General features: G+C 70.5%; 16 protein-coding genes. 7 read left to right on the forward strand and 9 right to left on the reverse strand.

The window, feature by feature from the left end; all coding sequences use genetic code 11:
- Window positions 1-18: 18 nt before the first annotated feature.
- The 5 genes from GV790_RS00805 to GV790_RS00825 all read right to left on the reverse strand — a co-directional run bounded on the left by GV790_RS00805 (window position 19) and on the right by GV790_RS00825 (window position 7,976).
- Window positions 19-705, reverse strand: a complete 687-nt coding sequence (locus GV790_RS00805) for an ADP-ribosylglycohydrolase family protein (RefSeq protein WP_218586355.1) — start codon at window positions 703-705, stop codon at window positions 19-21.
- Window positions 706-809: 104 nt separating this feature from the next.
- On the reverse strand, window positions 810-2,003 hold the full coding sequence (locus tag GV790_RS00810) for a VWA domain-containing protein (RefSeq protein WP_163809399.1): 1,194 nt from the start codon (window positions 2,001-2,003) through the stop codon (window positions 810-812).
- Window positions 2,000-4,381, reverse strand: coding sequence for a DUF5682 family protein (locus tag GV790_RS00815; protein ID WP_163809401.1), 2,382 nt, complete (start codon window positions 4,379-4,381; stop codon window positions 2,000-2,002). Before GV790_RS00815 ends, GV790_RS00810 begins: the two co-directional genes overlap by 4 nt.
- Window positions 4,378-5,472, reverse strand: coding sequence for an ATP-binding protein (locus GV790_RS00820; RefSeq protein ID WP_163809403.1), 1,095 nt, complete (start codon window positions 5,470-5,472; stop codon window positions 4,378-4,380). The genes GV790_RS00815 and GV790_RS00820 overlap by 4 nt, the downstream gene beginning before the upstream one ends.
- A complete protein-coding gene (locus tag GV790_RS00825; protein WP_163809405.1) occupies window positions 5,469-7,976 on the reverse strand; it encodes a DUF5691 domain-containing protein in 2,508 nt (835 codons plus the stop codon). Before GV790_RS00825 ends, GV790_RS00820 begins: the two co-directional genes overlap by 4 nt.
- A 439-nt stretch (window positions 7,977-8,415) precedes the next feature.
- On the opposite strand from GV790_RS00825, the gene GV790_RS00830 reads away from it, so the two are divergent.
- The 4 genes from GV790_RS00830 to GV790_RS00845 all read left to right on the forward strand — a co-directional run bounded on the left by GV790_RS00830 (window position 8,416) and on the right by GV790_RS00845 (window position 12,111).
- Window positions 8,416-10,842, forward strand: a complete 2,427-nt coding sequence (locus tag GV790_RS00830) for an AAA family ATPase (RefSeq protein WP_163809407.1) — start codon at window positions 8,416-8,418, stop codon at window positions 10,840-10,842.
- Between the two features lie 125 nt (window positions 10,843-10,967).
- A complete protein-coding gene (locus tag GV790_RS00835; RefSeq protein WP_163809409.1) occupies window positions 10,968-11,336 on the forward strand; it encodes a hypothetical protein in 369 nt (122 codons plus the stop codon).
- Between the two features lie 74 nt (window positions 11,337-11,410).
- Window positions 11,411-11,800: a YchJ family protein gene (locus GV790_RS00840; protein ID WP_228815141.1), complete on the forward strand. Its 390-nt coding sequence runs from the start codon at window positions 11,411-11,413 to the stop codon at window positions 11,798-11,800.
- A 35-nt stretch (window positions 11,801-11,835) separates the two neighbouring features.
- A complete protein-coding gene (locus tag GV790_RS00845) occupies window positions 11,836-12,111 on the forward strand; it encodes a SelT/SelW/SelH family protein (protein WP_163809411.1) in 276 nt (91 codons plus the stop codon).
- Window positions 12,112-12,123: 12 nt separating this feature from the next.
- Here the strand turns inward: GV790_RS00845 and GV790_RS31600 are convergent, their stop codons facing one another.
- Entirely contained in the window at window positions 12,124-12,468 is a 345-nt protein-coding gene (locus tag GV790_RS31600) for an FmdB family zinc ribbon protein (protein WP_306042193.1), read from the reverse strand.
- Window positions 12,469-12,515: 47 nt separating this feature from the next.
- Between GV790_RS31600 and GV790_RS00855 the strand changes: the two genes are divergently transcribed.
- Window positions 12,516-14,084, forward strand: coding sequence for a carboxylesterase/lipase family protein (locus GV790_RS00855; protein ID WP_256672930.1), 1,569 nt, complete (start codon window positions 12,516-12,518; stop codon window positions 14,082-14,084).
- Between the two features lie 61 nt (window positions 14,085-14,145).
- Here GV790_RS00855 and GV790_RS00860 read toward each other — a convergent pair whose 3' ends face one another.
- The 3 genes from GV790_RS00860 to GV790_RS00870 form a co-directional block, all read right to left on the reverse strand.
- A complete protein-coding gene (locus GV790_RS00860; protein WP_163809415.1) occupies window positions 14,146-15,450 on the reverse strand; it encodes a cytochrome P450 in 1,305 nt (434 codons plus the stop codon).
- A 121-nt stretch (window positions 15,451-15,571) separates the two neighbouring features.
- Window positions 15,572-16,294, reverse strand: coding sequence for a TIGR03089 family protein (locus GV790_RS00865; protein WP_163809924.1), 723 nt, complete (start codon window positions 16,292-16,294; stop codon window positions 15,572-15,574).
- Between the two features lie 39 nt (window positions 16,295-16,333).
- Window positions 16,334-17,794 (reverse strand): LCP family protein, encoded by a 1,461-nt coding sequence (locus GV790_RS00870; RefSeq protein ID WP_175585759.1) that lies wholly within the window; start codon window positions 17,792-17,794, stop codon window positions 16,334-16,336.
- A gap of 203 nt (window positions 17,795-17,997) precedes the next feature.
- Between GV790_RS00870 and rfbD the strand changes: the two genes are divergently transcribed.
- Together rfbD and GV790_RS00880 are read left to right on the forward strand one after the other, a co-directional pair.
- Entirely contained in the window at window positions 17,998-18,879 is an 882-nt protein-coding gene (gene rfbD / locus GV790_RS00875; RefSeq protein WP_163809416.1) for a dTDP-4-dehydrorhamnose reductase, read from the forward strand.
- 11 nt (window positions 18,880-18,890) lie between these two features.
- Window positions 18,891-19,790 carry a glycosyltransferase family 2 protein gene (locus tag GV790_RS00880; protein WP_138455653.1) on the forward strand — a complete coding sequence of 300 codons (900 nt, stop codon included), beginning with the start codon at window positions 18,891-18,893 and terminating at the stop codon, window positions 19,788-19,790.
- Window positions 19,791-19,793: the final 3 nt, after the last annotated feature.

A 19,793-nucleotide genomic window follows, 5' to 3' on the forward strand; every position in this document is an offset into this window, starting at 1 on the left:
GCACGGCCGCGGTGGGCCTCAGCCGTGGAAGCGGGCGGCCCAGTGCGGGTCGATGTAATAGTCCGGACCGACAGGTGGGCGCGGCCCGAACTCCATGGTGAAATCCTGCGCGAGTGCCCAGACCGGACCGGCGATTTCGCACGCGCCGGCCCAGTCCTCGGGAATTGCTTGGTAGCCGTAGCGGGCACCGAGAAGATTGCCGCACATGGCGCCCGTGGCATCGCTGTCGCCGGAGTGGTTGACCGCGGCGCGCAGTCCCCGTTCGACGATCTGCTGCGGTGTGCCGCCCACCGATTCCGCGGTGAGGGCGGCATAGACGGCCATGGCGAGAGCCTCCGGCGCGGTCCACCCCGCACCCATCGCCTGCAACATGCCAACCGTCGGCGCGCCGGTTCCGCGGTCGCGCGCGCGGACGCTGCTGCGGATCATTGCCTCGACCATCAACAAGGCGAGCTGGCTCTCCTCGGACGTTCGGCCGGTGAATTCGGTGGGTTGATTGCTGTACTCGGCCACCTTTCCGCGGTACCCGTCGCGCCCGTACCGGTCCCGGATCTCGGCGAGCGTCAGCTCTTCCACGGCCGCGCCGAGCGCGTCCCCCACGGCCCCTCCGAGCAGACACCCGTGCGCGATCGGAAACGTGGTGGGCGGGATCTCCGACAGCCGCGGATACGACACCGGGAAGCTCGGCTCTGCGACAGCGAACATGTCAGGTGAGGGCATACCCGGCAGCGGTGGCTCGCCGGAGAAGACGAAAGGTTCCGGGAGGACGTTGTCCCAAGGGTTCGGCGGCAGTGGCAAGTCGTTATCGGTCACGGTCGTCCTGTGGTGGTGTTGGCCCAGGTGCGGATGTCGCCGCGGTTGAGGGCCAGGGCGAGGAGGTCGGGGAATCGGTCGGGGGTGCAGGCGAAGGCGGGGATGCCGAGGGCGTCGAGGGCGGCGGCGTTGTCGTGGTCGTAGGCGGGGGCGCCGTCGTCGGAGAGAGCGAGCAGGACGACGATCTGGACGCCGGATTCCTTCAGTGCGTTGACACGGCGCAGCATGTCCTCGCGGATGCCGCCCTCGTAGAGATCGGAGATCAGCACGAACAGCGTTTCCTCGGGGCGGGTCACCAGGGTCTGGCAGTAGGCGAGGGCACGGTTGATATCGGTGCCGCCGCCGAGTTGGGTGCCGAACAGCACGTCGACCGGGTCGGTCAGGTGCTCGGTCAGATCCACCACTTCGGTGTCGAACACCACCAGCGAGGTGCGCAGCGAGCGCATGGAGGCCAGTACGGCGCCGAATACGGACGCGTACACCACGCTCGAGGCCATGGAGCCGGATTGGTCGATGGCCAGCACCACATCGCGGCGCACCGCCTTGGCGCGGCGACCGTAGCCGACCAGCCGTTCGGGGACGACGGTGCGCTGCTCGGGCAGATAGTGCGCCAGATTCTTGCGAATGGTGCGATCCCAGTCGATATCGCGAGGACGCGGCCTGCTCACCCGCGCCGCGCGGTCGAGCGCGCCACTCACCGCGGCCACAGTGCGCGCGGCCATCCTCCGCTCGATATCGCGCACCACCTGCTCCACCACCGTCCGCGCGGTGGACCTGGTGGTTTCCGGCATCACCCGGTTCAGGCTGAGTAGGGTGCCGACCAGGTGCACATCCGGCTCCACCGCCTCGAGCAACTCCGGTTCCAGTAGCAACTGCGTGAGATCCAGCCGTTCGATGGCATCGCGCTGCATCACCTCCACCACCGACGACGGGAAATAGGTGCGGATATCGCCGAGCCAGCGCGCTACCCGCGGCGCCGACCCCTGCAGGCCGGCCGAGCGCGGCCCCGAACCGGCGGGCGGATCGCTGTCGTAGAGCGTGGAGAGCGCGCCGTCCATGGCGGCATCGTCGGCCGAGCCGAGGCCACCGAGTTCGGGTTCGGCCGCGGCGCCGAGCACCAGACGCCAACGGCGCGCCGAGGATTCGCTGTCGACGGCCTCGGTAGCGGCGCGATCGGGCGTGTCGTTCATGGTCGGGCTCCCAGGATCTCGGCGACCACGCGCATCGCGCGTGCGCCCCGGTCGAGGTCCAGTGGCCGCACGCTCGCAGCACCGGCGGTGGCGGGGACTCCGTCGCGGACCGCGGCGCCGATGGCACGGCGTTCGCCCGTTTCGAAGGCGCCGAAGGTCCGGCGCAGCAGCGGCAGGGTCTGAACGAACTGGTCATCGTCGAGCGTGCGCAGCCAATCGTCGACCAGCCGCAGCAATGCGCGGTCGTGCACCAGCAGCAGTCCGCGTCCGCCGAGGAACCCGTCGATCCACTCCGCCTTGGCGGCGGCGGAGCTGCCGATGGACAACGCCGCGGCGAGTCTGCGCGCGGATTCGGCCCGGTCGATCCGGTCGGCGTCGCACAGCAGCCGCACCGTACGGCCCACGATCGCGCCGTGCACATCATCGCGGTCGGCGATGCGGTGCAGGGTCGCCAGCCATGCCTCGCGGGCTTCGGTGTCGTCCCGGATGTGGATCGCGGTGTGCCCGGCGTCGATCAGGCCGCGCAGCTCCAGCGCCGCATCGGTGTCCAGGCCGGTGACCGCACCGGGAAGGCCGGCACAGATGCGGATGAGCATGCCGTCGGCGACGTGGGTGAGCGCGGCGGTATCGGTGCCGCGCACGTCGCCGTAGCGCAGGGTGCGCACCAGCCCGGGTAGTGCTGCCAGCAGATGGGTGACGTCGTGGTCGAGCGCGGCCACCGATTCGAGCCTGCCGATGAGTTCGCCGACGGCGCCGCCCAGATCGGCGAGCAGGGCAAGGCCGAGCGCGTCGGTGAGGTCGCCGACGGTACGGTCTGCGCGGGCCGCGGTGTCGAGCAGCTTGGTTTCGGCGGCGGAGGCGACGGTGGTGCCCCAGCGTGACGCCTCGATCACCGCCACCGCGAGTTCCGGTTCCCACTGCAGGGTCCAGGTTTCGCGGAAGGTGCCGGTGGCGCGTACCTCGCTGTCGGTGGGTGTGCCCCATTCGACGTCCAGGATCCGCAGCTGGTGCAGTAGCCGGGATTTGCGGCGGTCGCGTTCCTTGCGCAGATCCAATTCCATCAGGGTGGGCTCGGGCTGCTGTTTCAGCCGCAGGGTGCGGGCCCTGGCCCGCAGGTCGGCGTCCAGGGGCACCGTCGGCGTCGTCGCCGGGACCGCCCCGATGGCCTCGCCGACCACCAATTCGGCGCCGACCAACCGGAGCATGCTCTCATCGCCGTCGCACAGTACCGCTCTGGTGGCCTCGGTGACCTCCGACAACCCGGCCAGCGGCCGATCACGCAGCGCCGCCAGCGTTTCCGCCAGCCGCACGGCCTCGATGATGTGCGCGCTCGACACCGGAAGATCATGCCTGCGGAGCGCGCCAGCGACCTTGGTCAGCCAGCGGACGATGGGCTGCTCGGTGTGGGTGAACAGGTGGTGGTACCAGCCGGGGGAGGTGACACCGGCACCGTATCCGGAGGCCGACGAGAGCCGCGAATGCGTCCACGGCACCCAGGTCAGCCGGGCCTTCACCTTCGGCAGCCCCTTCACCAGCCGTGCGTCGGCGGCCGCGGGGCCGAGCGGTTCGACGAGCGCCGGCGCATGCCAGGCCCCGCAGACGATCGCGACGCGCTGCGCTCCGTCCTTCAGCGCCTTCCGGATCGTCTGCCGCATGTAGGCCTCACGCCGCAGTGTGTGTCGGTCGATCCGATCAGCCGGTGATATCGGCGGATGGAGCCGCTCGCCGTCGGCCTGGGCGCCGCTGTCGTTCGATCCGGTGGGGCGGCTCCGGCCGCGCCGTGGGCGGCTGTCGGCGCTCGCTGGTTCCGGCCGTGCCGACGGTGAATGCGTCGTGGAGTCGCCGGTCGGCTCGACGCCGGCGATGCTGTCGCGCAGGGCGCGCATCGCCTCGGTCAGGGCGTCGAAGGTGTCGATGTCGGTGGTCGATTCGACGATCGCGTCCCACCAGCGTTCGGCGTCGTCGTAGCCGGCGGCGGAGGCGAGTTCGGCGAGCGGGTCGACGCTGTCGCCGGGTTCGGCGTCCAGCGCGAGCACAGTGGTGGCCGGCAGGTCGCAGAAGCGCACGGGCACATCGTGTTCTGCCGCGTAACGCATTGCCTGCCACTCCGGCGAGAATTGCGCGAACGGCCAGAACACGGCGCGGGTCGGCGCGTCGGGGACGTAGGCGAGCATGGCGACCGGCGGCACCAGGCCCGGGTCGGCGACGAATGCGGTGAGCGGATCGGCGTCGGCCGGTCCTTCGATCAAGATCGTGTCAGGACGATAGTGATCAAGGGCGAGCCGCAGCGACCTGGCCGAACCCGGCCCGTGATGACGGATCCCGAACACCCGGGTCCGAGGCTCGGCGGCGCCAGGACCGCCGGCGGGTTCGCTCATCCGCCGGCCTCGCGGCAGGCGCGATAGAAATCGGACCACTCCGGGCGCTCGCGGACCACGGCCTCCAGGTATTCGGTCCACACCACCGCATCGGCCACCGGATCCTTGATCACCGAACCGAGCACCGCGCCCGCCACATCGCTCGCGCGCAGCACACCGTCACCGAAATGCGCCGACAGCGCGAGACCATTGGTGATCACCGAGATGGCCTCGGCGGTCGACAGGGTGCCCGAGGGCGATTTCAGCTTCGTCCGTCCGTCGGCGGTGACGCCGTCGCGCAGCTCACGGAAGATCCGCACCACCCGGCGCACCTCCTCGGCGGCCGCGGGCACCTCGGGCAACTCGAGCGTCGAACCCAGCTGCGCGACCCGGCGGGTGACGATGGCGACCTCGTCTTCCTCGCTCGCGGGCAGCGGCAGCACCACCGTGTTGAAGCGACGCCGCAAGGCCGAGGACAGCTCGTTGACGCCGCGGTCGCGGTCGTTGGCGGTGGCGATGACATTGAATCCTTTGGCGGCCTGCACCTCCGCGCCCAGTTCCGGAATCGGCAGCGTCTTCTCCGACAGCACCGTGATCAGCGCGTCCTGCACATCCGAGGGGATGCGGGTGAGTTCCTCGATCCGGGCGATGGCTCCGGTGCGCATGGCGGTGAGCACCGGTGACGGCACCAGCGCACCGTCGCTCGGCCCTTCCGCGAGCAGCCGTGCGTAGTTCCAGCCGTAGCGAATCGATTCCTCACCGGTGCCGGAGGTGCCCTGCACCAGCAGCGTGGAGGCGCCGCTGATGGCCGCGGAAAGGTGTTCCGACACCCAGGTTTTGGCGGTGCCGGGCACACCGAGCAGAAGCAGCGCCCGATCGGTGGCCAGGGTGGCCACGGCGACTTCCATCAGCCGGCGTGGCCCCACATACTTCGGGCTGATCACCGTGCCGTCGCCGAGGGTGCCGCCGAGCAAGTAGGTGACAACGGCCCATGGCGACAACCGCCACGACGGTGGCCGCGGTCGGTCGTCCACGGCGGCGAGGGCCCGCAGTTCGTCGGCGAAGGCCTGTTCGGCGTGCGGACGCAGCAGATGGGATTCGGTGGCGGTCACTGCAACTCCTCGAGCATCGTCGATCGGGTGGTGATGTCGTCGGCGAGCCGGTCGAAGGCCCGCGCCCAGGCCGGATCTCCGCAGCGGCGGGCCAGGTTCGTCGCCAGAGCTGCCGACGTCGGCGGCAGGTGCACCGACGCGGCGGTCAGCAATGACCGGTGCGCGGTCGGGGTGGTGCCGTGCGCTCCTGGACGACGTTCTGCCGCTCGCGCGCGTTCCTGGAGCAACAGCAGCACATGCCGGGCCACCGGCTCCGGCCACGGATGGCCGACGGCGGGCAGCAGCGCCTCGATCTCCGACAGCCAGGCACCGTCGAGCCGCAGCACATGCTGGATCCGATCGGCCGGTGGGAGCAGGCCGAACAGTTCCCGGCGACGCAACATGGCCAGGTCCGAGGGGACTCCGGCGTCGAACAGCGCTCGCGCCCATCGCGGATCGCGTTCGGCGAGGGTGGCGTCGACCCAGCCATCGAACATCGGTTGCCGGAACCGGTCGTCGATGGCGGCGCCGGTGGCGCGCTGCGGGGAATGCAGCACCGCCTCCCAATGCGCCAGCGGTGTCGCGGCCACCAGATGACGCAACCGCCCGGCGGTGACATCGGGTGTGCCGGCCCAGCGATACCCGTATTCCCCGGTGCGGTCGGTGATGCCGTCACGCACGGCAGCGGTATCGAGCTCGTCCGGTATGTCGATGTTCACCTGGGCGTGCAGTGCCTTCCGGCCGATACGCACCCAGGCCGCGGCGCGTTCGGTCATGCGCTGGGAGAAAGCCGAATCCGGCAGCAGCCGCAGCAGCCCGGCCGCGGTCCGGCGCACATCGCCGCGCCGATCGTCGAGCGCGGACTCGAGCAGCGGCTCGTCGGCCGCGCTGATCCGGTGCTCCAGGACGGCGAGCAGCTCGGCCTTCAGCGGCCCCGACTCCGACTCCCATGCCGTGTGCAGCACCGTCCGCGCGGCGGCCGGGTCGCGTTGCCGCAGCGCGGCCAGCCACTCGGCCCGCTCGGCCGGTTGCCCGAGACGCCAGGCCGCATCGGATCCGGTGGGCTCGACCACCGCCGCACCGTGGCGGATCAAGGTGTGCCAGGCCGGATTGCGCTCGGCCAGCCACCGGCCCCGCGTTCCCGCCAGCCGTAGCAACGGTTCTCGCACATCGGCGTGCCCAGCGGCGTATTCGAGCAGTTGCGCGCACAGCACGTCGGGAGCGCGGTAGTCCAATGGCGCGGCGGCACTCAGCCATTCGGGCAGGAAGCGCGAGCGGTCGCGCAACAGCTGCGTCAACCGCTCGGCGGCGGCGCGGGGCACCTGCCCGCGCGGATCGTCCTCGGCCGGTTCCGGTAGGTCGGCGCGGCCCGGGAGGATGCCACCGCGAGCGAAGGCGGCATCCAGGGCGGCGGATTCGAGCAGAAGCAGAGCGGGATCGGTGTCCAACTGCCGCACCTCGGCGGCGACGGGGGGAGGCAGCGCTGCGGTCGGTGGCGGTCGGCGCGCGGTGCCGAGCAGTGCCGCCGAGGCCAATTCGGCCGAGGCGACCGCCCCGCGCCCGCCGGGCCCGCTCACCACGGTGCCGATGTCGATCACCGCACCCGAGGCCAGCACCGACAGGGGCAGCAGGCCGCTGTCGGTCCATTCGGCCGTCACGGTCACCGGATGGCCGCCGGAGACGCCGAGCAGGTCCCACGGCGGGTCGAGGGTCGCCAGCGGCAGTGCGGCGCCGCTGGTTTCGGCCAGCTGCCAGCCCTCCTCGCCCGGCACCGGCACGACGTCGGCGAGCAGCATCGGCCAGGAGCCGAGCCATGGATCGGCAGCGAGTGCCTCGGTATAGCGGTTCACGGCCGCCTCGAGACCGGACGTCGGTTCTCGCGGCACCGTGGTGAACGGTTCGGCGCCACCGTGCGCGGCGCCCCAAAGCGCCCGCAACGGCGCCGCCGCCGGATAGAAGTGCAGATCGGCCTCGGCCATCATGCCGAGCGCCGGTGCTTCGACCGCGAAGCCGGGCGAACCGAAATTGTGGTCGATCAGCAGCGCCCAGCGGCCGCTGCGCCGCCCGAACAGCCAGGTGCGCCGGGTGTAGAGCCGGTCGTCCTCGGTGACGCGGACGCCGAGCGTCATCCATTGGTCGCGGACGGCGGGTTCGGCCCGTACCGAATCCGTCCTGGTGGGGTAGCCGATATGGGTGCGGACGCTGGCGGCCAGCGGCGGCGCGAGCTCGTCGAGCCTGCGGTGCGCGGTGACGAGCAGATGCAGCCGGGCATACCGGTCGAGCACCACCTGCGGCCAGTCGGAGCGGGTGATCACGGCCGCGGGCACCTGCCGCAGGATCGCCGCCACTCCGGGCGCCTGCGCGTCCACCATGCGCGCCGCCATCGCTTCGAACGCGCCGAACGACCGATCCGACTGCGCCAGCCCGGTGCGCACCTGGTCGGCCAGCCAGATATCGAGTTCGGCCAATCCCGCGCTCACCCGCACCCGGCGTTGCGCCGTGGCCGGGTTCTGGCGCGCAGTCACCGGCTCTGCCTCACGTGCTCCATACTTCCCCCGCTCCTCGAGCCCCCTGCATTCGGTCCCCGGATTTCTACCGCATCGCACCGACAAGTTCCCTCGCCACCCGGATCTACCTGGGAAATCCGCTGTGCCGTCGAATTTTTCGGCGACGGTCGGCCGAGCGTGCGCTTGCGCACACGGGTGAGCTCTGGCATTCTGACCTGTTCGGCTCGCCCGAGCCACCCTGCACAGGGTGACACACCAACGAGCTGCCCGTCGGGGCTGGCGAGGGGTGGACATCGGAGCGCAGCCCCGCGTTTCGATGGCCAATTCCATCCCCGCGGGCAGTTTCTCGTCTGTGCCTGCGCCCGGCTATCGGGTAGCGTTTCGGACAGCTTTCGTACAGTGCGACCGCGCGCGGGGTGGAGGGTGCGCCGCGGTTCGGTGGTGCAGGGGGTGGTGTATGCGCACGAATTCCGAGACCGGCCCGGGGAGTCGGCACGCGCCCCGCTTGGCCGAGCTGGTCACCCGGCGGCTCGAATCCGATCCCGCGGTCACCGCGGATATCGCGCACACCGTGCTGGCGGCTCTCGGCGATCTCGAATCGAGCGAACCGGCAGCAGAATTCGGGGCCGCGGGTATTTTCCTGCGGGCGATCCGAGTGCGCGGGTTCCGTGGAATCGGTGCCGAGACCACTCTCGAGCTGGCGCCCGGTCCCGGTCTGACCTTGGTGGTCGGCCGCAACGGCAGCGGTAAATCCAGTTTCGCCGAGGCCGCGGAACTGGCGCTGACCGGCGGCAACCGGCGCTGGGACGGCCGGTCGGCGGCCTGGCGCGAGGGCTGGCGCAATCTGCACGAACCCGAAACCGCGCGTATCGAACTGGAATTACTCGCCGGCGGCGAGCAGCCCGCGCTCACCGTCGTCAAGGAATGGGCACCAGGTGCCGCGCTGACGGAAGCGCGGTGGACCCAGCGCACGGCCGCGGGCCCGGCGCCGTTCCCCGCGCGCCGCTGGTCGGTGCCGCTCGAGCTGTACCGCCCGTTCCTGTCCTACAGCGAACTCGGTGCCTTGGTCGACGGCAAACCGAGCGAGCTGTTCGACGCGTTGCATCAACTGCTCGGACTCGATGAACTCACCTTCGCGCAGGAGACCATCCGGATGCGGCGGCTCGAGCTCGAACGCGCGGCCCGCGACTCCCGCCAGGAACGGCTCGAACTGCTCGCCGATCTGGCCGCCGTGGCCGACGACCGCGCCATCCGGATGACCGAACTGCTGCGCCCGCCCGCGCCGGACCTGGCCGCGGTGGAAGCCGAGCTGTTCGGCACCGGCTCGGGCGGCGAACCCGAGGGCCTGCGCGCCATCGTGCGCCTGCGGTTGCCGTCGGAGGCCGAGGTCGCCGAGGTCGCCGCCCGGCTGGCCGCCTGCGGCACCGCGCTCGACCGCGACTCCACCGCCGACGCCGAGGCCGATCTGCGCATCCTCGACCTGCTCACCCGCGCCCGTGAGCACGCCGCCCGCACCGGGCCGTGCCCGTGTCCGGTGTGCGGACAGGGCAGTCTCGACCAGCAGTGGTCCCGGGCCGCCGAGGCCTCCATCGCCCAATTGAGCGAGCGGGTGGCCGCGCTGGCCGGCGCTCGTAGCGAGCTGAGCGATGCGTTGCGGGCGGCGCGCTCGCTACCGGAACAGATTCCGGCGGAGCTGGCCTTCGATCCGCGCAACCCACCAACGGTCGACACCGCGGCGGCCCGGCGGGCCTGGTCGGAATGGGCGGCGCTCACCAACGCCGAGTACACCCCGGAGCTGCCCGGGCGGCTGCTGGCCGCGCACGCGCGGCTGGTCGACGAGCTCGACTTCTTGCAGCAGGGCACCCGCAAGGAACTCGACCGGCTCGACGAGGTCTGGGCGCCGCTGACGCCGCGTATCGCCGCGTGGCTCGACGGGGCCCGCGCGGTGGCCGCGCATGCCGACGAGCTGCGCACGGTGCGCAAGGCCGAGGAGTGGCTCAAGGCGGCCACCGCCGGCCTGCGTGGGGAACGGATGGCGCCACTCGAGACGACAGCGCGCTGGGTATGGCACAGCCTGCGTCAGCAGAGCAACGTCGAACTGGGCGGCATCCGGCTGCAAGGCAATGTGAACACCGCGCGGCGGGTTCTGCTCGACGTCACCGTCGACGAGGTGGACGGCGCCGCACTCGGGGTGATGAGCCAGGGCGAGCTGCACGCCCTCGGGCTCTCGCTGTTCCTGCCCCGCGCGACCGTGGAGGACAGCCCGTTCCGATTCGTCATGATCGACGATCCGGTGCAGGCGATGGACCCGGCCAAGGTCGACGGGCTGGCCAGGGTACTGGCGACGGTGGCCTGGACCCGGCAGGTGGTGGTGTTCACCCATGACGAGCGGCTGGCCGAGGCGGTGCGCCGGATGCAGATCGACGCCAGGGTGCTCGAGGTGCAGCGGCGCGAGCGTTCCCGGGTGGAGGTGCGGGTGTCCGGCGATCCGGTGCTGCGCTACCTCGACGACGCCCGCGCGCTCACCCGCACCCCGCAGCTGCCACCCGCGATCGCCGACGAACTCGTCGCCACCTGCTGCCGTTCGGCGCTGGAAGCGGCGAGCCTGGCCAGGGCGCGGCGCACGCTGCTCGCCGACGGCGTCGACCATCGTGAGGTGCAGCGCCTGATCGATACCGCACAATCCACCAGAGCCATGGTGGCGCTCGCGGTCCTCGGGCCGTCCGGCCGGATCGAAGATCTGGGCAAACACCTTGCCCGCGAAGGCAAATGGGCTGTCGGTGCGCTCCGTGACGCCACCGCGGGCGCGCATGTGCCGATCGGGCGCAGCATGCAGGAGTTGATCGCCGATACCGAAAAGCTCGTCGAATGGCTGGCGCGATGAGTGAGGAAGCCGGCCCTGCCCGGCGCCGACGACGTCGGGGCGCGCGTGGCAGCGGCGGACGATCTCGCGGGCCGCGGCAGCGGCCGCGCCCGCACGGCCCGCCTCGCGACGAAACGCACATCGGCGTGGACCGTCCGAGCGTCGCCGAGCGGCTGGCCGCCGTCGACGGGCTGCTCGACGGCAGCGTCACCGACGCGGGCGGTCTGTGGTCGCGGGCGACGGCGTGGATTCTGCGGATCGCGCTGGAGCAGGTCGTCGACGAGCTGTGGATCCGGGTGGCGCCGGAGTTGATGCGCTGCCCCATGCGCGCCCAATTGCTGGCCCTGCGCACCTTCGCCGGACCGTTCACCGCCGCGCGGATCGCGACTTTGTGGTCGGCGCTGTCGCATGCGGCGCACCATCACGACTACGAGCTGGCGCCTGCCGTCATCGAGCTGCGGCGCTGGCGGGAGGAAACCGCGCGCATCGCCGACGAGCTCGCCACGATCGGATGAGCACCGGGCCTGCCCGCTGGGCCTGCCCGGCTCCCGGTTGGTCCGGACGGCGGCGGGTGAGCATGATCGGTGTCATGGATCAGACGCAGCCATGTCCGTGCCGGCGCGGCGAACCGTTCGGCAGCTGCTGCGGGCCGCTCTTGGCGGGCGAGCGCGATGCGCCGACCGCCGAGGCACTGATGCGCTCGCGCTACACCGCGTTCGCTGTCGGCGACGTCGGCTATCTGCGCCGGTCCTGGCATCGGCGCAGCCGCCCGGCGACCCTCGAACTCGATCCGGACCAGCGCTGGCTGTTCCTCGAGATCCAGCGGACCGAACGCGGCGGGCCCTTCGACGACACCGGCACGGTCGAGTTCACCGCGCACTACCGCGACGGCGCAGGCCGCGGCGCCCTGCACGAGGTCAGCCGCTTCGTGCGGGAGGACGGACGCTGGGTCTACCTCGACGGCGACGTCAGCGCCTGATCCGCGTGCGCGCCGCTCCCGGTAGGGTTCGCCGCATGCCCCGTGTCGCGATCGAGTACTGCACCCAGTGCCGCTGGCTGCTACGCGCGAGCTGGATGGCGCAGGAACTGCTGAGTACCTTCGCCACCGACCTCGGCGAGGTCGCCCTGGTGCCGGGCACGGGCGGCGTCTTCCGGATCACCGTCGACGGCGAGCAGATCTGGGAACGCAAGGCCGACGGCGGTTTCCCCGAGATCGCGGTGCTCAAGCAGCGGGTGCGCGACCGGGTGGCCCCTGACCGCGACCTCGGCCACGTCGACCGCAGGGACTGAACGTGCGCGGCCTCAGCCGCAGCAGCCGCCTCCACAGCACCCACCGGAGGGGCGCGGCGCGGCGGCGGGCGCCGGTGCGGCGGCTCGGCCGACGGTTGCGAAGGTGGTGAGTAGTTTGACGGTGTCGTCGTGCCCGTTCGGGCAGGGAGCCGGCGCGGACGCCTCGGCCATCGGACGGTTCACCTCGAACGTGTCACCGCAGCTGCGACACCGAAAGTTGTAACTCGGCATCGGCCAAGTGTAGCGAGCAGGTGACCCAGCAGACATTCGCCGCGGAATTGCCCGCTGAGCTGGGCCGCCGCCACGCCGGGCGCGACGCGCCGTCAGATGGTTCGCTTCGGTCACCACGGGTGTCATGAACACCGTCGTACCCTCGATAGACAGAGGTATGAGGAGGGTCCGCGATGAGCACTGAGTTGATTCGAGCGACGGCCACGCAGGACGAGTCCGGACCGGTGGCCGAGACCGACTACGGCCGGGTGCGCGGTGTGCGCGACGGCGGGGTGCTCGTCTGGCGCGGTGTCCCCTACGCCGCCGCACCGGCAGGCCCGCACCGGTTCTCCCTGCCCCGTCCACCGCAGACCTGGGACGGCATCCGCGACACCATCGAGTCCGGTCAGATCGCGCCGCAGAACATGGACAACACCGTTCCCATCGACAAGGGCCTGCGGATGGGGGAGGACTGTCTGTGGCTCAATGTCTTCGCTCCGGCGGGCACTGATGGCGGCCCGCACCCGGTCATGGTGTGGTTGCACGGTGGCGCGTACTGCCTTGGTACCGCGGCGCAGGGCATCTACGACGGCCGCAGGCTGGTCGAGACCGGCGATGTCGTGGTGGTGACGGTGAACTACCGCATCGGGGCGCTCGGCTTCCTCGATCTGTCCTCGCTGTCGCCGGATTTCGTGCCCAATCTCGGCCTGCACGATCAGCTGTTCGCGCTGGAGTGGGTGCAGCGCAATATCGCCGCGTTCGGCGGCGACCCGGACAATGTCACCCTGTTCGGTGAATCCTCGGGCGGCGGCTGCGTGACCGCGCTGCTCACCGCGCCGCGCGCGGCCGGCCTGTTCCATCGCGCGATCGCGCAGAGTCCGCCCGCGACAACGGTTTTCGGGCGCGAACGCGCCGCCGGAGTTGCCGACAGGTTCCTGGAGCTGATCGATCTGCCCCGCGAGCGCGCGGGCGAACTGCTCGAGTGCCCGATCGACCGGATCATCGATGCGGCCGCGATCCTGATCGATGAAGTGCCGATCCAGGCCCCCGGCACCTTGGCCGCGGCCCCGGTGGTCGACGGCGACCTGCTGCCCGGCTATCCCACCGACCGTTTCCGTGACGGGCTCTCGCATCGGGTGCCGCTGATCATCGGCACCAACAAAGACGAGGCTTCGCTGTTCCGGCTGTTCCGCTCACCGATCATGCCGGTCACCCCGGAAGCGGTGAACGCCATGCTCAATGGTGTGCAGGAAAGCCATCCGGGAATGTCGCACGAACGCATCGCCGAGATCACCTCCGCCTACCCCGATCTGGCCAAGCCGCGCGGTGCGCTGGCCATGTCCACCGATGCCGCGTTCCGGATGCCCGCGCACTGGGTGGCCGATACCCATTCCCGGCATTCGCGCACCTGGATGTACCGGTTCGACCACGCAACCCCTATGTTGCGGGCGGCGCGGGTCGGGGCCGGGCACGCCACCGAATTGCCCTATGTCTTCGGCAATTTCGGCACCTTCAACCACGATCCGACCTTCTGGCTCGGCGGCCGCAAGGTGGCCACCGAGGTCTCCGGACGGATGATGCGGCGCTGGTTGGCCTTCGCCCACCACGGTGTGCCTGCCGCGCTCGACGGGTCCAAACATTGGCCGCCCTATCACGAGCAGACCCGCACCACCCTGCTCATCGACGCCGTCGACCGGGTGGTCGACGACCCCGACCACGACCTGCACACCGCCTGGGGCGAGCAAGCGGTCGGCTTCGCCTGAGCGGCGCCGGGGCGGGCCATCCCCGCCCCCCCCCCCCCCCCCCCGCCCGGGACACCACTGCTCAGACGCCGGAGTGTTGCGGGCTGCGCGCCCGTGGACCGAGATTCACCGGCATCTGCTCGTATCCGTGCAGCGTGAACAGCTGCCTGCGGCGCGGCGGGCCTTCCAGCCGGAGCTCGGGGAAACGCTCGAACAGCGCGCGCAGCGCATAGCCGGCTTCCATGCGGGCCAGGCTCGCGCCCAGGCAGACGTGGATGCCGCTGCTGAAGGTGAGATGGTCCTTCGCGTTGGCCCGGGTGATGTCGAAGCGTGCCGGATCATCGAAGACGGCCGGGTCGCGGTTCGCACCCGCCAGTGACAGCACGATCGTGGCGCCGGCTCGCAGCGGCACGCCCTCGAACTCGAGATCCGCGAGGGCGGTGCGCGCGGTGGTCTGCACGGGAGGATCGAAGCGCAACACTTCCTCCACCGCGTTCGGCCACAGCTCGGGTTCCTCGCGGAGCCGGGCGAGTTGGCCCGGGTGGGCGAGCAGCTGAATGACGCCGTTGCCGATCAGGTTGACCGTGGTCTCGAAACCCGCGCCCATCAGCAGGCTCGCGGTCGCGATCAGTTCCTCGGTGTTCAGTTCACCGGCGGTGACCAGGGAGCTGAGGATGTCGTCACCGGGGTGTCGGCGCAGGCGCTCGATGTGCTCGATCAGGTAGTGGTTCATGAAGTGGGTCGCGTCCATGGCGCGCTGGTGTGCCCGCCAGGAGATCCCCAGGTCCAGCAGCGGCGTCATTCGATCGCCCCACTTCAGGAACATCTCGCGATCGGCGTCCGGGAAGCCGAGCATTTCGGAGATGATCGCGATCGGCACCTGCGCGGCATAAGCCTGCACCAGATCGGCCGATCCGTGCGCGGGCAGCGCGTCGAGCAATTCGGTGGTGACGCTCTCGACCCGGTCGCGTAGCTTGCCGATGGCCCGCGGGGTGAAGGCCGACGACACCGGTTTGCGCATCCTGGTGTGCTCGGGCGGGTCGATCACCAGCATCGACGGCGGCTCCACCGGATTGGGCGGTACCGGGAAATGCTTGGCCAACCGCTGTAGGGGGCCGGGCACGAAGCTCTCGGGTGCGCGTACACCGAACCGGTTGTCGCGCAGGATCGCTCGGCTCAGCCCGTGATCGAAGGTGACCCAGGACAGCGCCGCGCGCTGCAACCCGCCCGCACCGCGTAGCTGTTCGATCAGCGGATAGGGATCGTCTACCCCGACGGGCCCGCCCATCAACTGGGCGAACGCATCGCCGCGCCGCGCTTGCGTCCGCAGGACAGCACGGGGCGCACCGTGCACCGACAACCACCGGAACAAATACTGCGGCTTCATCTCTCACCCGACCCCATCGTCTGATGTGTGCGATATCACCACGGTACGGAACCGGCGCAGCGGCGGGAACGTCCCAGAGTCGGAGTATCGACCTATACCACGGTAGGAGCCCGGACCGGCCTCATCCGCGCAGCGCGGTGACCCGTTCGGTCTCCACACGCCGCTCCCGCAGCGCTGGATCCGGGTTGACGACCTGGACCAGCGAGGCCCCCGCGGCGAGCACCGCGACGAAACCGTCGATGAGCTCGGCAGGGGTCTCCCACGGGGTGCTCGACAGCACCCGGTCGCCCTCGGAGAAGCCTTGCCGCAGCGCCGAAGTGCGCGCCTCGGCGAGAACCTCCGACACCGACATCCCGTCCAGCGCCACACCGATGCCGCCGGGCAGGAACTGGTCGCCGTGTACCCGGACCGAGGTGGCGAAATCGGTGACGCCGATCGGCAGATCACGCACCGGCGCACCCATCGGATCCAGCGACAGCACCGCGACCTCGCCGGCACCGTCGGTGTCGTCGAGCCGCTCGACGGTGGACAGGGCGAGGTCGGCGTCGGGATCGGCGTGCAGTACCACCTCGGTGCCCGCCCACCAGCAGCCGAGCAGCACCGCCGCGGTCTGCCAGTGCGCGGGCAGCAGCACCGCCACCCGCGCGCCGGGGGTGAGCCCGAATTCATCGCGCACGAGATTGGCGGTTTTGGCCGCCCAGTTCGCCAGCGTGAGCCCGGACAGTTCGATTCTGGCCCCGGTGGCATCGTCGTAGTAGGTGACGCGCGGACCCGCGGGTTCGCGCGCGAGGATCGGGTCGAGCACCGCCTCGGTGAGGGTCAGTGCTTGCTCGAGATCACGCATCGGCTGGTTCACGCTCACTGGCTGTTGGCTGCGCGGTGGCTAATTCACGCATGTCGGTCCGTTCTTGCCTGCATCGATCGGCGGAGCGGGCGGTACGGGGGTGGCGGAGGTCGACGGAGTGTCGAAGTCGAACATGCCGCCCGCCTGCGACCCGGGTCCAGAATAGTCGCTCGCCAGCACCACGCTCACCGTATCCGGCGCAACCGTCTCGTCGGCGAGCACCGTCAGCCCGCCCAGCGCCTCGGCCACCGCCTTGGCCTTCGGGTCCGAGGTCGAGGCCGCGAGCACCCGGCTGCTCGTGACCGGATCGCCGGAGTAATTGTCCACCTCGCCCTGCTGGAAGCCCTTGGCGCTCAAGGCCTGTGCGACGGCACCGGCCAGTCCGCCGACCAGGCTCGCGTTGAACACGTTGACCGTGACCGATGACGGCGCGACCGCGGGCTCGGCGGGTTCGTCGCTGTCCTCGCCGACCAGCGAGGCCACATACGATTTCACCGCCTTCGGCTCCACCCGCACCACCGATTCGCCCTCGGGGGTGGTGCCGTTGAGATCGGCCACCGGGATGGTCTCGAAGGTGACCTTGCCGCCGGTCAGGTCCTGGAGTTGTTGCAGGAATGCCAGCACATCCCAGTCCTCGTCGAGCACGATGGTGCGCCCGACCGCCTCGCTCAACTCGCTGAGCCTGCTCGGATTGCTCAGGGTGTCCTTGCTGAGCACCTGCTGCACCAGCTGGGCCATGAACACCTGCTGACGCACGATGCGGTCCAGGTCGCCGCGCGGCAGATCGTGGCGCTGGCGCACGAAACTCAGCGCGCGCGGGCCGTCGAGCCGCTGTCTGCCCGCCGGGAACGAGGCGCCGGACATCCATTCGTCGACCGGATTGTTCAGGCAGACGTCCACCCCGCCCACGGCGTCGGTGAGCAGCACGAACCCGAGCAGGCTGACCTCGGCGTAGTGGTCGACGGTGATGCCGGTCAGCCCGGCGACGGTCTTGACAAGGGCCTGGCGGCCCGCCTGGGTGGACTTGCGTTCGGCCTCGTCCTCGGCGACGCCCTCGTCCAGCAGCTCCTGCTGTTGCTCCTGCTTGGTGATGCCGTAGGCGGAGTTGATCTTGCCCTTGCCGAGGCCGGGGATGTCGACGTAGGAGTCGCGGGGGATGGAGATGGCGGTCGCGGAGCTGCCGTCGTTGGGGACCCGGACCAGCACGATGGTGTCGGTATTGGTGCCGATCTCATCGCCGGCGTGCAGCATCGCGCGTTCGGCGTCGGTCAGCGGGTTGCCGTGCGCGTCGGTACGCGAATCGACGCCGACCAGCAGGATGTCGACCGCGCCGTCGCGCCCGCCGCCGAGGCCCAGATCGGAGATGCGTTCGATATTGGAGATGAGGCTGTCCACGCTGCGCCAGGCCAGGCCGGTGACCACCAGCACCAGCACAGCGATCACGGCCACCAGCGCACGCATGGGGCCGAACGAACCCGGTTCCCATTCTGTGCGGGACATCGGTGCGCCACCCCCACTTGCCGCCCTGCGCTGCGCCACCTGCAGTCCTCTCCACCCCGTCGGGTCCGCTCGTCGGACCCGGCGATCGATTCCAGTCCTTTCGACTCAGCGTCGCTCATGACACCCAGCCCCATCACGAGGCTAACCAACGGCAACGGCGGTGGAGCCGAACCGCTGGTGCGACGGCGTGCCAGACTGACCGCATGAGCGCCGCTACACCTCCGGAAACGCCCGCCGACCCCGACCTGGCCGAGCGGGTGGTCGTCACCGGTGCGGGCGGACTGCTCGGGCACGAGTTGCGCCGGTTCGCGCCCGCCGCGCGCGCCTTCGGTCACCGCGAACTCGATATCACCGACGCCGACGCGGTGCGCGCGATCGTCGGTCCAGGCGCGGTGATCATCAACTGCGCCGCCTTCACCAACGTCGACGCCGCCGAATCCGAGCGGGCCGCCGCGTTCGCGGCCAACGAGACGGGCCCTGCGGTACTGGCGGCGGTCTGTGCCGAGGCAGGGGCGCGGCTGATCCATATCTCCACCGACTACGTCTTCGACGGCACCGCGACCCGGCCCTACGAGACGTCCGACCCCACCGCGCCCCTGTCGGTCTACGGACAGTCGAAACTGGCCGGCGAACATGCGGTACTGAACTCGGCCGCGCAGGCCCACGTGGTCCGCACCTCTTGGGTCTTCCGCGCGGCGGGCGGCGACTTCGTCGCGACGATGCTGAAGCTCGAACGCGAACGCGACAGCATCGACGTGGTGGACGACCAACTCAGCTGCCCCACCTACGGCGGCGATCTGGCGCTCGGCCTGCTGGAACTGGCCCGCACTCCACAGGCCCCCCGGCTGTTGCACGCCACCAACTCCGGCACCGCGAGCCGATTCGATCTGGCGCAGGCGGTATTCGCCGGAGTCGGCGCGGATCCGCAGCGAGTACGGCCGTGTGATTCCTCGAAGTTCCCCAGACCCGCTCGGCGCCCGGCGTATTCGGTGCTGTCCGGTACTTCGTGGGCCGACGCCGGGCTGACGCCGCTGCGGGATTGGCGCTCGGCGCTCGAGGACGCGCTGCAGCGCCGCTCCGGTTAGGCTGGACCGCTGTGAGCCCCTCCGATTCCACGGGTCAGCCGAGCCTGGCCGTCGTCACGGTCACCTACTCGCCCGGCGAGCACCTCGAGCACTTCATCAGCACGCTGGCCACCGCCACCGCGGAGAAGCCGCAGGTGATCCTGGCCGACAACGGGTCGGTCGACGGTGTGCCGGAAATGGTGGCCGAGGCCAACTCGCATGTGCGGCTGCTACGCACCGGAGGCAATATCGGCTACGGCGGCGCCATCAACCGGGCCGTGGCCGAACTGGACCCGTCGATCGAATTCATCGTCATCTCCAACCCGGACATCCGCTGGGGCAACGACGCCATCGACGAGCTGCTGGCCGCGGCGCAGCGCTGGCCCCGCGCCGGTGCGCTCGGTCCGATGGTGCGCGAACCGGACGGCAGCATCTACCCGTCGGCGCGTTCGGTGCCCGGCCTGCTCGACGGTGCCGGTCACGCCATCCTCGGCTCCATCTGGAAGTCGAACCCCTGGACCGTGCGCTACCGCCAGGAGAACGAGCAGATCTCCGAACGCACGGTGGGGTGGCTGTCGGGGTCGTGCCTGCTGGTGCGCCGGGCGGCGTTCGACGCCATCGACGGCTTCGATTCGCGCTACTTCATGTACATGGAGGACGTCGACTTCGGCGACCGGATGGGCCGCGCCGGCTGGCACAACGTCTTCGTGCCGAGCGCCGAGGTCACCCATGCCAAGGGCCACGCCGCGGGCAGGCATCCCGAGCTGATGCTGCCCGCCCACCACGCCAGTGCCTACCGCTTCCAGGCCGACCGGCATCCGCACTGGTGGCAGGCCCCGTTGCGGCTGGCGCTGCGGGTCGGACTTGCGGTTCGCTCCCGGATTGCGGTTCGATCTGCGCTGCGCGCGAAGGCGCGTGACGAAGCTTCGTGAGTG

The organism is Nocardia cyriacigeorgica (assembly GCF_010858045.1).
Taxonomy (GTDB): domain Bacteria; phylum Actinomycetota; class Actinomycetes; order Mycobacteriales; family Mycobacteriaceae; genus Nocardia; species Nocardia cyriacigeorgica_E.

What these genes read in the sequence shown, in the direction of transcription:
- GV790_RS00805 (WP_218586355.1), bottom strand. Translation starts at nt 705, where the DNA reads ATGTTCGCTGTCGCAGAGCCGAGCTTCCCGGTGTCGTATCCGCGGCTG.
- GV790_RS00810 (WP_163809399.1), bottom strand. Translation starts at nt 2,003, where the DNA reads ATGAACGACACGCCCGATCGCGCCGCTACCGAGGCCGTCGACAGCGAA.
- GV790_RS00815 (WP_163809401.1), bottom strand. Translation starts at nt 4,381, where the DNA reads ATGAGCGAACCCGCCGGCGGTCCTGGCGCCGCCGAGCCTCGGACCCGG.
- GV790_RS00830 (WP_163809407.1), top strand. Translation starts at nt 8,416, where the DNA reads ATGCGCACGAATTCCGAGACCGGCCCGGGGAGTCGGCACGCGCCCCGC.
- GV790_RS00840 (WP_228815141.1), top strand. Translation starts at nt 11,411, where the DNA reads ATGGATCAGACGCAGCCATGTCCGTGCCGGCGCGGCGAACCGTTCGGC.
- GV790_RS00845 (WP_163809411.1), top strand. Translation starts at nt 11,836, where the DNA reads ATGCCCCGTGTCGCGATCGAGTACTGCACCCAGTGCCGCTGGCTGCTA.
- GV790_RS31600 (WP_306042193.1), bottom strand. Translation starts at nt 12,468, where the DNA reads ATGACACCCGTGGTGACCGAAGCGAACCATCTGACGGCGCGTCGCGCC.
- GV790_RS00855 (WP_256672930.1), top strand. Translation starts at nt 12,516, where the DNA reads ATGAGCACTGAGTTGATTCGAGCGACGGCCACGCAGGACGAGTCCGGA.
- GV790_RS00860 (WP_163809415.1), bottom strand. Translation starts at nt 15,450, where the DNA reads ATGAAGCCGCAGTATTTGTTCCGGTGGTTGTCGGTGCACGGTGCGCCC.
- GV790_RS00865 (WP_163809924.1), bottom strand. Translation starts at nt 16,294, where the DNA reads ATGCGTGATCTCGAGCAAGCACTGACCCTCACCGAGGCGGTGCTCGAC.
- GV790_RS00870 (WP_175585759.1), bottom strand. Translation starts at nt 17,794, where the DNA reads ATGTCCCGCACAGAATGGGAACCGGGTTCGTTCGGCCCCATGCGTGCG.
- rfbD (WP_163809416.1), top strand. Translation starts at nt 17,998, where the DNA reads ATGAGCGCCGCTACACCTCCGGAAACGCCCGCCGACCCCGACCTGGCC.